Source organism: Colwellia sp. RE-S-Sl-9 (assembly GCF_048296855.1).
Classification (GTDB): domain Bacteria; phylum Pseudomonadota; class Gammaproteobacteria; order Enterobacterales; family Alteromonadaceae; genus Pseudocolwellia.
In genome coordinates this window covers 423,116-435,481 of sequence record NZ_CP182631.1, presented here as the reverse complement: position 1 = coordinate 435,481, position 12,366 = coordinate 423,116, and the positions used below count along the sequence as shown (strand labels likewise).

13 protein-coding genes are annotated in these 12,366 nt (G+C 34.5%); 3 read left to right on the top strand and 10 right to left on the bottom strand.

The features are described from left to right. Positions 1–2: 2 nt before the first annotated feature. From ACM9HF_RS01830 to ACM9HF_RS01795, 8 genes are all read right to left on the bottom strand, one after another. Positions 3–929, bottom strand: coding sequence for an AAA family ATPase (locus ACM9HF_RS01830; protein WP_473614015.1), 927 nt, complete (start codon positions 927–929; stop codon positions 3–5). 78 nt (positions 930–1,007) lie between these two features. Continuing rightward, positions 1,008–1,463, bottom strand: coding sequence for a GNAT family N-acetyltransferase (locus tag ACM9HF_RS01825; RefSeq protein ID WP_473614014.1), 456 nt, complete (start codon positions 1,461–1,463; stop codon positions 1,008–1,010). A 24-nt stretch (positions 1,464–1,487) separates the two neighbouring features. Beyond that, positions 1,488–1,838: a hypothetical protein gene (locus ACM9HF_RS01820; protein ID WP_077341922.1), complete on the bottom strand. Its 351-nt coding sequence runs from the start codon at positions 1,836–1,838 to the stop codon at positions 1,488–1,490. A gap of 28 nt (positions 1,839–1,866) precedes the next feature. Beyond that, entirely contained in the window at positions 1,867–2,145 is a 279-nt protein-coding gene (locus tag ACM9HF_RS01815) for a putative quinol monooxygenase (protein ID WP_473614013.1), read from the bottom strand. A 97-nt stretch (positions 2,146–2,242) separates the two neighbouring features. Next, positions 2,243–3,283, bottom strand: a complete 1,041-nt coding sequence (locus ACM9HF_RS01810; RefSeq protein ID WP_473614012.1) for a CDP-glycerol glycerophosphotransferase family protein — start codon at positions 3,281–3,283, stop codon at positions 2,243–2,245. Between the two features lie 292 nt (positions 3,284–3,575). Beyond that, positions 3,576–4,127 (bottom strand): hypothetical protein, encoded by a 552-nt coding sequence (locus tag ACM9HF_RS01805; RefSeq protein ID WP_473614011.1) that lies wholly within the window; start codon positions 4,125–4,127, stop codon positions 3,576–3,578. Next, a complete protein-coding gene (locus ACM9HF_RS01800) occupies positions 4,124–4,582 on the bottom strand; it encodes a hypothetical protein (RefSeq protein WP_473614010.1) in 459 nt (152 codons plus the stop codon). Before ACM9HF_RS01800 ends, ACM9HF_RS01805 begins: the two co-directional genes overlap by 4 nt. Before the next feature lie 59 nt (positions 4,583–4,641). Continuing rightward, complete coding sequence (locus ACM9HF_RS01795; protein WP_473614009.1) at positions 4,642–5,091, bottom strand: hypothetical protein; 450 nt, start codon at positions 5,089–5,091, stop codon at positions 4,642–4,644. Between the two features lie 496 nt (positions 5,092–5,587). On the opposite strand from ACM9HF_RS01795, the gene tal reads away from it, so the two are divergent. The 3 genes from tal (at position 5,588) to ACM9HF_RS01780 (ending at position 9,392) form a co-directional block, all read left to right on the top strand. Beyond that, a complete protein-coding gene (gene tal / locus ACM9HF_RS01790) occupies positions 5,588–6,526 on the top strand; it encodes a transaldolase (protein WP_473614008.1) in 939 nt (312 codons plus the stop codon). Positions 6,527–6,755: 229 nt separating this feature from the next. Further along, entirely contained in the window at positions 6,756–8,399 is a 1,644-nt protein-coding gene (gene pgi / locus ACM9HF_RS01785) for a glucose-6-phosphate isomerase (protein ID WP_473614007.1), read from the top strand. A 12-nt stretch (positions 8,400–8,411) separates the two neighbouring features. Next, positions 8,412–9,392, top strand: a complete 981-nt coding sequence (locus ACM9HF_RS01780; protein ID WP_473614006.1) for an aldose epimerase family protein — start codon at positions 8,412–8,414, stop codon at positions 9,390–9,392. A 1,055-nt stretch (positions 9,393–10,447) separates the two neighbouring features. Here the strand turns inward: ACM9HF_RS01780 and ACM9HF_RS01775 are convergent. Both ACM9HF_RS01775 and ACM9HF_RS01770 read right to left on the bottom strand, forming a co-directional pair. Beyond that, a complete protein-coding gene (locus ACM9HF_RS01775) occupies positions 10,448–11,479 on the bottom strand; it encodes a LacI family DNA-binding transcriptional regulator (protein WP_473614005.1) in 1,032 nt (343 codons plus the stop codon). Positions 11,480–11,605: 126 nt separating this feature from the next. Continuing rightward, positions 11,606–12,235: a TetR/AcrR family transcriptional regulator gene (locus ACM9HF_RS01770; protein ID WP_473614004.1), complete on the bottom strand. Its 630-nt coding sequence runs from the start codon at positions 12,233–12,235 to the stop codon at positions 11,606–11,608. Positions 12,236–12,366 lie beyond the last annotated feature (131 nt).

Here is a 12,366-nt window from a genome sequence, read left to right as displayed (position 1 = left end):
ATTTACAACGGGTTAGTTGGGTCAACTTGCTGCAGTATATTTTTTGCTGCGCTTATTTCGTTGTTCATAGAAATAGTACCGCTGGTGTCTAAGCGATGTTCGCAAACGGCTTCAAAAACGGCTTGAATGTCTTGCGGTAAAACATGATCTCGATTATCAATAAACGCCCAAGCTTTAGCTGACGCTAACAGTGCTTTACCTGCTCTTGGCGATAATGGATTTACATTACCTAAGCCGTTGCGAGATATACGACACAAGGCTATAACGTATTCTAAAATAGCGTCAGATACGTGAATATCTTCTACGCTTTTTTGAATATCAATAAGTTGTTCAGGGCTTATGCAAGCAACTAAGTTAGTAATGTCGTGCTTGTTGTTACTATTACTGAGTATGCGCTTTTCGGCCTCTATACTCGGAAAGCCCAATGAAATTCGCATGGTAAAACGATCTAATTGCGACTCAGGTAACGGGTAAGTTCCTGAATGGAATAAAGGGTTTTGTGTAGCAATTACAAAAAAAGGTTCTGTTAACGGATAAGTTGTTCCGTCTATGCTGACTTGTGCACTTTCCATCGATTCAAGCAATGCACTTTGTGTTTTAGGGCTAGCTCGGTTAATTTCGTCGGCCAGCACAACCTGATTAAAAATAGGCCCTTTATGTAAAGTGAACTTATTTTCAGCAGTATCGAATATTGAAATGCCCACAACATCTGACGGTAACATGTCGCTCGTGAATTGTGTGCGCTGGTAAGACAAACCCAAGGTTTTAGAAAGCGCCTGAGCTAAGGTAGTTTTACCCGTACCCGGCAAATCTTCGATAAGAATATGACCTTTGGCAAATAAACACGCTAAGGCTAAGCGAATTTGAGGCTCTTTTCCGATAACAATAGAACCAACTTGTTGAACAATAGTAGATAGTAAATGCTGCATAATCCCTACGACAGATTTTTAGATTATTGAAGTGCAGCCAACTTACCGTATATAAGTGCTGAGCTCAAATAAAAAAACTTATTTAACCATATATAAGCAATTTTTTATTGTTAATTCAGATGGATAGTTCGCTATAGTGAAACCAATTTTCTTATAAGTGTTTAATGCTATTTCATTATGAGAGAACACAAACAGTGAACATTGAATAACGTTTAATTCTTTAAGACCTAACTCACAAAGACAATTGATTAACTCTTTTGCTAAACCTTTCCCCCTAAAATTAGGATTTACAATGAGTCGGGCTAAATGACATTTACCTAAACGCAGGTAATATTGCCCAAAAGCTAAAAAATCAGAGTCGTTCGATACAAGAGAAAAAGAACTTAAATCATTAAGCTGTAAATCATCAACAAAAGAAGTGTTGTTATAAGGAAAGCTAAAGTTAGGGCCAGCCCAGTCCGTAAGGTCTTTTTCATTAGAAAACCAACTCATCATTTCTATCAAATGTTCGTTAAGAGGTTGTACGAGTTGCATACTTTTCTTTCCTTCGCTTACAAATTAAAACACCATTACGTGATCAACAAGGTATTGGCCATTTTCATAAACCAACAACATTTCAGCTACAAACTCACCTTCCGCTTTACTGAACGTTTGCTTCCAAATAATGGCTGCAGCATTTGGCCTTTTAAATACAGCTACAGGTGTTCTGTCACGAAATACACCTTTTTCATTTTGGTAATGTTCACAAACCGATTGAAGATAAGCAGGTGTAACTATACCTTTCATCCGTTCTGTAAAGTGCAGAACATGTTTTGTATGGTTTATTTCGGTAGACGCAGCCATTAAGTTATCCATAATAGGATCAGCTATATCAAAAATTTGCTGGTCTGATAATGATTGAAAATTCATAAAGATCCTTGGAAAATATATCTATTAGTTATTCACTATTTACTTCGTATTCTTTTACTTCAAATGATTCTACAAGTGAGAACAAGTCGCTATCTGGTCCTGAATCTCGAAATGCTTTAAGAGCAGTATAAGATTGCCATTTTTCAAAAATATTAACTCGATTTGAATCAATAGCGTCTGGTGATACAGAAAAATCTTCACAAGCAGTATTACTTCTTGCCAATTGAATCGACTCTTGAGATTTTGTAATAAATTCGTCTCGTAATTCAGGTTTTATAATAAGCTTACCTGCAACAATTATTGGCATGTTATATTTTCCAAAACTAAATTAAATTAAAATGAATGGCTCTTCACTTAACATAAAACATTCTTGTTTCTAAGCAGCCATAGATTTAGTCTATCTTTTACCAAGACCAATAATTTAAACGTTTTCTAAATTTTAAATTTTTAAGAAAATTTAGAGGCTTGGATTTATATAAAGGATATTTATTATCAAGCACATCATCTATTGCTTTAATAACTCTATCTGATGATTTACCATCAGTATAGGGGTGCGTTTCTTCATTATAACTCAGTATTTCCTGCATTAATTCAGCAGGATAAGTTAACGCTTTTTCTATTGCTGATTTTAAATCTTTAGCGTCAGTAATATTAAGTAAATAGGGTTTAGCATCAATATTTTTAACTGTTACAGCCGGTTTGTTTTGGATAATAAACATTGTAAGAGAAGAAGAAGTATCTCCTATCATAATATCGGCTTCTTGCAATATAGGAATAAGATCATCGGTTGCTTGATAACTGAGATTTTTATTTTCAATTGACCTATATAACTCAATAACACTTGGATCAGACTTGGGGTGTAGTGAAACAATCCATTTCCAATCCATAGTTTCAGATAGCGCTTTAACTTGCGGAAATATATACTTAGCTTGTGTAAGGCGTTTACTAAATGTAGATCCTAGAAAAATAGTCGGCTGCTTGTTCTTTTTTATTTCTTGAGATGGATCGAATAATTTATCAAAAGTCGACCATCCTGTTTCAACCACATTAAAATAACCATACTGTTTTTGTAATGCTTTAAATTGACTTGTTGTGTTAGGTCCTTGCGTACAATAAAGATCAAAGCACCCTCTAACTTTGAAATGATCGTTGACACCTCTTTTATCAACTTTTCCGGCATCAAAACCATGAAAAACACAAACTTTTAAGCCGGGTAAAAAACTTGGGATACTATTTGCTGTAGCAATTACAACATCAGGTTGGTAATTAAATACCTCTGCAACTGTATCGATTAAACGCTCGTCGGGCGTAAGAAAACTTTTAGTGACATTGTTACCTTCAAAAAACCAATTGACTTCATCTCCTCTTGCGAAGAGTAGTTCTTGCAAAGGTCTTAAAATAGCAAAACTATAATCTTGTGATATGTAAAAAAGAAATTTTCTCAAGACTTGTCTCCTAGCTGAGCGGTAAATATGTAAATAAAAAATAAAAAGACTTGTGTTTTACAATCACTGAATATTTGTTGAAAAAACAATAAGGCGATTCCTGTAGTAGTATATTTAAATGAAGTTTTTGATTAGTTTACTAAAATGTGTAACTAAGCGAAATAGAACAAACGGTATAATGTTTAGCTTAATGCATCAATCATAAGGTAAATAAACACAATACCAATTTAAGTAATAAATAGATCAGCTTGGTATAACGACTTTGTCATGACGGTAATGAGCGTATTTAAAATCAGCGACCATAAACACGATCACAAGAAGTTTGTCTTAAATTTTTATTTTTGATAGTCGGATTTTCTTTATACGCTTGAGTCCAAAATTTACAGGTTTTAAGATTTTCTTTTCTGATGTGCTCTCTATCAGCACGTTCATTTTCTCTTCTTATTCTGTTTTTTTCGTTTATTTGTTCTTGCTTAATTTTATCAGCTTCGACCTTTTTCTTTCTTTTTTCTTGTTGTGCTTTTTTGTAGGCTTCTTGTCTTATTCTTTCTTGTTGCCACTGCTCATTAGTTTTATATCCGGCTTGCTTATAACCACTTCGAAGTTGAGCATTCATATTACGCTCCATCTCTAACTGGCGATTTAATATGTTTTCTTTTTGCTGATATTTAGCCTCTAAATAAGCCTCTTGATTCTTTTTAGCTTGCTCTAAATACAAGGATGTTTGTTGAATAGCTAACTCTGTTTCTGATAGGTAAAACGCGTTAAACAACGAGGCAGCTATATAACTGATAATATAAAGTGCGATAAGACCAATTAATACTTTTTTTAATAGGTCACTCATTGCATTTGCTTCAGTTGCTTATCAATATTTTTTGTTCTGTTATCCATAATATTTTGAACATTATTAGTGTCATTAATTAAGTCTTTTATTTTATTCGATTGTGAAGGTGCTGAGCTTGTTTTTTCAATTTTACTGTCAGTTTTTACACTTTTTATTTCGGCTTTATCTAATGGTTTAATGGCTGGAATAATGGTTAAGTTTTCTGGTTTTGTCCAAGCTTTAGCATTCTCAATTTTTTTGTCTGAGTAATGCCAAATGCCCTGCTCGTCTTGCCATTTATAAATAGTAGGATCTTCGCCACGGCTTAATGAGTTACTACTTTGATTTAGTAACGAATTCGTTTTATCGACCACGGTATCTTTAAAGCCTGTTACTTTTTGTGTAACACTTTGATGGTTATAAAAATCAGATAGATTTAACCAAGGTTGTCCGTCTGGTTTTTTCAGTACAAACAAACTTCCCAACCCCAAAGCGACAATACATATCATTAAATACAAAAACTGTTTCATAACAATTAATATGGGCCTTGGTTAGCGTTTGCGGCATCTTCTAAATATTTAGCTGAAAGCTTTTGATAATTAAAACGGCAAATAAGAAAAGATATAACAACGACTAATGCCACCACAATAATTGACGATACGTTACGTAACAACGACAGCACTACAATAATGCTAGGCATGGTAATAAAAATCACTAGTAGTAATTCACTCTGCTTTTTTATTTTAGCGTAACTAAACAGCCCAATAGAAAACAAAATAACAACAAACCACATGTCGACAGTAAATTCGGTTAATCCTTCAAACGATAGTAAGTTTTGCTTAGCTGCTACTGACGTTAATGTTGCGGTTGATATATGAAATATAATTTGAAAAACAAAAAGATTTAAAATTAAAAATAAAACGGGAAGTTTAGTTTCAAGAAAGCTAGGCTCTTTTAATTCATTGTTATTGAGGTATTGATGCACTTAAGATCCTTTAATGAGAGAGATTTGAATATTGACGAAAATCACATGAATAATATTTTACCCCTTTGATGAATACAAGTAATTCCCCCCTATCAATAGGTGATTTTATTGAAACAAAAACAAACCCATCAACCATTAGTTTATAATTTATACAAAGTATAAAAATGAGTGTGATGTTATAGTTCATACATTATTTAAAACAGTAAAAACACGCAGGAATAGTCCATTATTTCTACGACTTTGCTCTTTTAAATTTGATATAAAAAAACATTGTTAAATAGTTCAAATAAGTCTTTGCTATACATAAAATATTAGCAATAATATATGTTCATTATTTTCGCGGGTTATAGCTCTAATCAGCTATGCCTTAACTATACCAATTGAAAGAATAAATTCACCAGTTTATAACTGAAATAATGAATTTATTAATTCAATTGGTATTACTGATGAATTACAAAGTAATGCATTCAGAATAATCAAATAAGATAGAGTTCCCATGAATTTATTAGAGCAATTAAAGAAAGTAACTACCGTTGTTGCAGACAGTGGCGATGTTGATTCAATTAAAGCATTAAACCCAGTTGATGCGACAACTAACCCTTCATTAATTTTACAAGCAGCAAAATTACCACAATATAAGCACCTTATTGATAGCGCTATTGCTAAAGCTGGTAGCAATATTGATGATGTTTGTGATCAATTAATTGTTAATTTTGGTTGTGAAATTTTAAAAATAATCCCAGGTCGTATTTCTAGTGAAGTAGACGCTCGCTTGTCGTTCGATACACAAGCAAGTATTGAAAAAGGCCGTAAGTTAATTGCTTTATATGCAGAAGCAGGTATTGCTAAAGAACGCGTTTTAATCAAATTAGCGTCTACATGGCAAGGTATTAAAGCGGCTGAACAATTAGAGAAAGAAGGTATTTCTTGTAACTTAACTTTATTATTCAGTAAAGCTCAAGCTATTGCTTGTGCTGAAGCTAACGTAACGTTAATTTCTCCGTTTGTTGGTCGTATTTTAGATTGGTACAAAGCAAACGAAGGTAAAGACTTTGTTGGCGCTGCAGATCCAGGCGTTATTTCTGTTACAGGTATTTATAACTATTATAAAACTTACGGTTATAACACAGTAGTAATGGGCGCAAGTTTCAGAAACACCGGAGAAATTATTGAATTAGCAGGTTGTGACTTGTTAACTATTTCTCCTGCTTTATTAACGGAGTTACAAAATACTGAAGGTACTTTAGAAACTAAACTTTCTACTGACGGTATTGAAGTTAAGTCGCAAAGCGAGATTGTTCCATTAACTGAAGCAACATTTGCTTGGCAACATAACGAAGATGCTATGGCGTCTGAAAAATTATCTGAAGGTATTCGTAAATTTGCTGTTGATCAACGCATTTTAGAAGACCTAGTTGCTGATTTAATTAAGTAACTACACATCTAACCTATTACGCTTTGCGTAATAGGTTTTATTTTGTTTATGTTTTAAACGTTAACCTAGTTTAAAACATAAACAAAATAAATATTATCACTGTAAACACGTTTAATAGGCTTACTTCTCTAATTTTATTTCAATGATTAAAACACACTTAAGTTTTCATATGTTAACTCTTTAAATTATTGAAATATATTAGCATTAGTTGCAATAACAGGAACTCAATATGACTTCAAGAACATCACTCCCAAGCTGGCAAAAACTCATCTCGCACGCAGAAGAAATGAAACAACAACATATGGTTGATTTATTTGCTAACGACAGTGAACGTTTCTCTAAGTATTCAATAAAAACACCAGCGTTTTTATTTGATTACTCTAAAAATTTAATGTCTGATGAAACGTTTAGCCTACTTCTAGATTTAGTTAAGGCATGTGATATTGAAGAATGGCGCAATAAAATGTTTTCTGGTGAACGTATTAACAAAACTGAAAACAGAGCAGTTTTACATACCGCATTACGTAACCGCTGCAATACACCTATATTAGTAGATGGTAAAAATGTAAACGAAGATGTTCAAAAAGCGTTAAACCATGTTAAAGCTTTTAGCGATAAAGTGCGTTATGGCGAATGGTTAGGTTATTCTGGCGAGTGTATTACTGACGTTGTAAGTATTGGTGTTGGTGGTTCTAATCTAGGGCCTGAAATGGTAACTGAAGGCTTAAAGGAATACGGTTCTAAAGACATTCAAATGCATTACGTATCAAACGTAGATGGTACTCAAATTGCCAATGTATTACGCCCATTAAATCCAGAAACCACACTTTTTATTGTTTCAAGTAAAACCTTTACAACGTCAGAAACTATGACCAATGCAACAACCGCAATGGAATGGTTAGTTGCTGCTGCGTTTGATAAAAGTGTTATTGCACAACATTTTGTTGCTGTATCTTCAAACAAAGAAAAAGCAACAGCCTTTGGTATTAACGAAGAAAACATATTTGATATGTGGGATTGGGTTGGCGGTCGCTTCTCTTTATGGTCAACAATAGGCTTACCTATTGCGATTGATTTAGGTTTCGATAACTTTGTTGAATTGCTTGAGGGTGCGTACGATCTTGATTATCACTTTTGTAATACGCCATTAGAACAAAATGCTCCTGTGATTATGGCTATGTTAAGTTTATGGAATACCACATTCTTAGGCTCGCAATCTCAGGTTATTCTACCTTACGACCAATCATTACATCGTTTACCTGCTTATTTACAACAAGCCGAAATGGAAAGTAACGGTAAGTCAGTTTCGTGGGAAGGCGAAGAAATCACATATACTACCGTACCTGCTATTTGGGGCGAAATAGGTATAAACGGACAGCATGCTTTTTACCAATATTTACATCAAGGTAATACAATCGTTCCTGCTGATTTTATTGGTTCAGTGGAAAGTTTAATTCCGGTAAACAATCATCACGATATTTTAATGTCTAACTTTTTTGCTCAAACTCAAGCTTTAATGCAGGGTGTTACTGAAGAGCAAGTACGTGAAGAGCTAACAGCTAAAGGCATGTCGGCAGAAGAAATAGACAAAGTAGCTCCACATAAAGTACATAAAGGTAATCGCCCTTCTAACACTATTTTAATGCAAAAATTAACACCAAAAACATTAGGAAGTTTAATTGCGTTATACGAACACAAAATATTTGTACAAGGTATTTTATTGCAAATTTGTTCGTTCGACCAATGGGGTGTTGAATTAGGTAAAGGGCTTGCTAACAAAGTATTAGCTGAATTATCAGCAGATAAATTAAGTGATAATTTAGATAGTTCTACTTATGGTTTATTAGATTTTTATAAATCATCTAAGGAATAGGTTAGAAAACGCATGACAACAAATACCGTAGAAACATTTAAGTTATCAAATACTCAAGGTGACGAGATAATTCTTTGTAATTATGGCGCCAGAATTACCCAATGGAACACCATTGTAAAAGGTGAAACTCGTAATATTGTTCTTGGGTTTTCTGATCCTACAAAATACCTCGACGATAATGCTTTTTTAGGTGCCATTGTTGGGCCTTATGCCAATAGAATTGGCGGTGCATCTTTTACTGCAAACAATACTAAGTATTGTCTTGCGGCTAACGAAGGTAAAAACCAATTACATGGTGGTTCTAAAGCTTTTGGTGAATTATTTTGGCAAGTGACCAGTAGAAGTGATCAGGTATTGACACTTACGTGTTATTTAAATGATGGTTTTAATGGCTACCCTGGCCCTATTAATGCTGAAATTAACTATGAATTAACCAATGATGGTGCTTTAGTTATCTCAGGTAAAATGACGAGTGAGCAACTAACGGCTATTGGACCAACATCACATCCATACTTTAATTTGATGGGTGCTGAACAATCGGCTCAAGCCCATTCATTGCAAGTTAATGCATCGAACTACACACCTACTGATGAGGTAAATGTACCGACAGGTGAGATTGCTTCAGTTGAAGGCACAGCCTTTGATTTTAGAGAAACACGAGCGTTAAATTTAGGTGTAGGCCTAGACGATTTAGATCATAACTTTATTATTGATGATCACGGATACCAATCCCACGCAGAAAACGCGTTAAATAAACAAGGTGTTTTAACCAGCCCTGATAATGCATTAGCATTACACGTTTCATCCAATTTACCGGGTGTTCAAGTGTATACTGGGCGTTATTTAGAAGCGCCTTTCAACTCATTTCAAGGCATATGTTTAGAACCTCAGTTCTTTCCAGATAGCCCAAACAAGCCACATTTCCCTTTTGAGTTAACCGGACCTGAAACACCGTTAAGCTTTAAAATTGTTTACGCCTTGGTGAAAGCTTAGTTTAAAAAATTTACCAATGAGAGCACCGAGAAATTATGTACTTAATCTTTTCTCGGAGAAGGATGTAGCCCCTCGTGCTCTCTCTGGTTGGTCTTTTAATTAGGGTAATTCGCGTAATTAGCTGACAAGGTTTTCTAAGAAAATTTACCACCGAGGACACAGAGCTGTGCTTCGCACACACGGAGAAGATCAAAACAATAAAACCTTTTCTTTATTAATCGTTCCTTGGTTTAGAACCTAGTCCCTCTATGCTCTCTGTGGTTAATCTTTTGTTTTAAAAGACGTTATCAACGAATTACGCTAATTTCACGAATGATTAAAAACAAGAAAAAGTCTTCTCGGTGCAGGACGTAGTCCCTCGGTGTTCTCTGTGGTTGATCTTTTAATTAGGGTAATTCGCGTAATTAGCTGACAGTTACTTATAAAAGACTAAAACATTTTAACCACAGAGAAGAACACGGAGAAGGTCAAAACATAAGAAGTAATGATTTAAAATCCTCTGTGTAGGGCGAAGCCTCTCTGTGTACTCTGTGGTTGATCTTGTGTTTTAAAAGACGTCATCAACGAATTACGCTAATTTCACGAATGATTAAAAATAAGAAGAAGTCTTCTCGGTGTAGGGCGAAGCCCCTCTGTGTACTCTGTGGTTGGTCTTTTAATTAGGGTAATTCGCGTAATTAGCTGACAGTTAGTTATAAAAGACTAAAACATTTTAACCACAGAGAAGAACACGGAGAAAGTCAAACCCTTTTCTTTACTAATCTTTTCTCGGTGTAGGGCGAAGCCCCTCTGTGTACTCTGTGGTTGATCTTTTAATTAGGATAATTCGCGTAATTAGCTGACGGTTACTTATAAAAGACTAAAACATTTTAACCACAGAGAAGAACACGGAGAAAGTCAAACCCTTTTCTTTACTAATCTTTTCTCGGTGTAGGGCGAAGCCCCTCTGTGTACTCTGTGGTTGATCTTTTAATTAGGATAATTCGCGTAATTAGCTGACGGTTACTTATAAAAGACTAAAACATTTTAACCACAGAGAAAGTCAACACGCCCTATTATAATTGTGTAACAGAGTTTCTTTCAATCACATCAAAACCTAAAACATTTCTAAAATCGTGGCTATTAGCTTTAGATAAATCTGAAAACTTACCCGACGTTAAAATGGTAATAGCAAGTTCTGCCATTTCTTGGATAGGTTGTCTGATAGTAGTTAAGTGAGGAGAAATTGTTGTCGCTAATGGCGTATCATCAAAACCTACAATAGAAAGTTCTTCAGGTACTGCAATACCATTAATATGCGCCACAGAAATAGCGGCAGCTGCCATTTCATCGTTACTGGTAAATATTGCTGTAGGTTTATCTTCTAACGCCAGCATTTTTCTGGCAGCAATAACGCCTGAGTCGTAACTGAAATCACCTTGTTCAATATATTCTGGTGGTACGTTAATTTGATTTGATCGCAACGCATCTAAATAGCCTTGATAACGTAAACGACTTACCCCTTCTGGTGCATTTCCAATAATATGACCAATTTTTGTATGGCCTTTTTTAATTAATAATTCAGTTATATTAAAAGCCGCTTGATAGTCGTCAATACAAATATAAGGCGACAAGGTAAGTTGACTGTCTGGCGCGATACGTACAAAAGGAACTTTAGATGCTTGTAGTAAATTCAACACTTCTGGCATATCACACACGGGCGGTAAAAGTATTACGCCGTCTACCTGAGTTACGTCGATAAGTTCTTGAATAGAGTGAAGTGCTGTTTCAATGCTGTCATCAATACCATCAGCTACAATATGATAACCTTTAGCTCTACTACTTTTTAAGGCTTGGAATAAAAATTTACTGACATAGGCATTACGCGTATCAAGATAAAGTAACCCTAAGAAAAATGATTTGTTACTGGCCAATCGTCTTGCTGAAACATTAGGGCGATAATTTAAAGCCTTAACAGCATCAAGTACTAATGCTTTTTTAGCATCACTGACTTTAGAGTCTTCATTTAGAACCCTAGATACTGTCATGTTTGATACGCCAGCTCTTTCTGCGACGTCTTGGATCCTTGCTCTTTTAGGCTTTGCCATTTTTATAATTTACCTAATATTTACCGATGTGTTTAGCGCTATTAATCTGCACTAACGTATTTTATCGCGCTAACATTATATTTAAAAACAAATTTTAGCAAAAACATCTGGTGTATCAAAGGTATATTAAGCGCTTATACCAACGCCTTTTAAAATAATTGCAGTTAATGAATCAACAACCTCGTCAAAATCTTGAGACGATATTTCAGTTTTATCCATGGCAGCAGCAACTTGCACATTAAAATCAGCATAATGCTGTGTAGCTCCCCAAATAAGAAACAGTAGATGATATGGGTTTATCGGGTCTATTTGTTTACTCGTGATCCACGACTCAATAACTTCTACTTTTTCTTGAACCCATGCTTTAAACACGCCTGAAAGGTAGGTATTTAAAACGGGTGCACCATGAATAATTTCGCTAGCAAATATTTTAGATGCATCAGGGTCTTCTTTCGAATACATAACCTTAGAGCGAATATAAGCAGTTAACGCGGTTTTAGGATCATCTTGAGCATTTAATGTATCGTAATGAGTGTTCCAAATATCAAGAATACTATCGAGTAATTGGCTATAAATATCAGTTTTGTCTTCAAAATAGTAATGTATATTTGCTCTTGGAATATTTGCTCTTTCAGCAATACGCTTAATAGATGCGCCTTGAAAACCATGTTCAACAAATTCATTTTTAGCGGCATTTAAAATAATGGCTTTATTCTTTTTTCTTATACTTCCATCAACTGCTTTTTTATCTGTCACTTAACTCCCCTTTCTATTTTACGTTTATATTTATAATTTTCATTATTGAAAAATTAATATACAACATAAGCGATTCCATATCACATATTGCGTTGATTTTAATTTAATATATGTAATTAAAACCAACGCGT

Coding starts and splice junctions, on each gene's coding strand:
- ACM9HF_RS01830 (WP_473614015.1), bottom strand. CDS start 929: ATGCAGCATTTACTATCTACTATTGTTCAACAAGTTGGTTCTATTGTT.
- ACM9HF_RS01825 (WP_473614014.1), bottom strand. CDS start 1,463: ATGCAACTCGTACAACCTCTTAACGAACATTTGATAGAAATGATGAGT.
- ACM9HF_RS01820 (WP_077341922.1), bottom strand. CDS start 1,838: ATGAATTTTCAATCATTATCAGACCAGCAAATTTTTGATATAGCTGAT.
- ACM9HF_RS01815 (WP_473614013.1), bottom strand. CDS start 2,145: ATGCCAATAATTGTTGCAGGTAAGCTTATTATAAAACCTGAATTACGA.
- ACM9HF_RS01805 (WP_473614011.1), bottom strand. CDS start 4,127: ATGAGTGACCTATTAAAAAAAGTATTAATTGGTCTTATCGCACTTTAT.
- tal (WP_473614008.1), top strand. CDS start 5,588: ATGAATTTATTAGAGCAATTAAAGAAAGTAACTACCGTTGTTGCAGAC.
- pgi (WP_473614007.1), top strand. CDS start 6,756: ATGACTTCAAGAACATCACTCCCAAGCTGGCAAAAACTCATCTCGCAC.
- ACM9HF_RS01780 (WP_473614006.1), top strand. CDS start 8,412: ATGACAACAAATACCGTAGAAACATTTAAGTTATCAAATACTCAAGGT.
- ACM9HF_RS01775 (WP_473614005.1), bottom strand. CDS start 11,479: ATGGCAAAGCCTAAAAGAGCAAGGATCCAAGACGTCGCAGAAAGAGCT.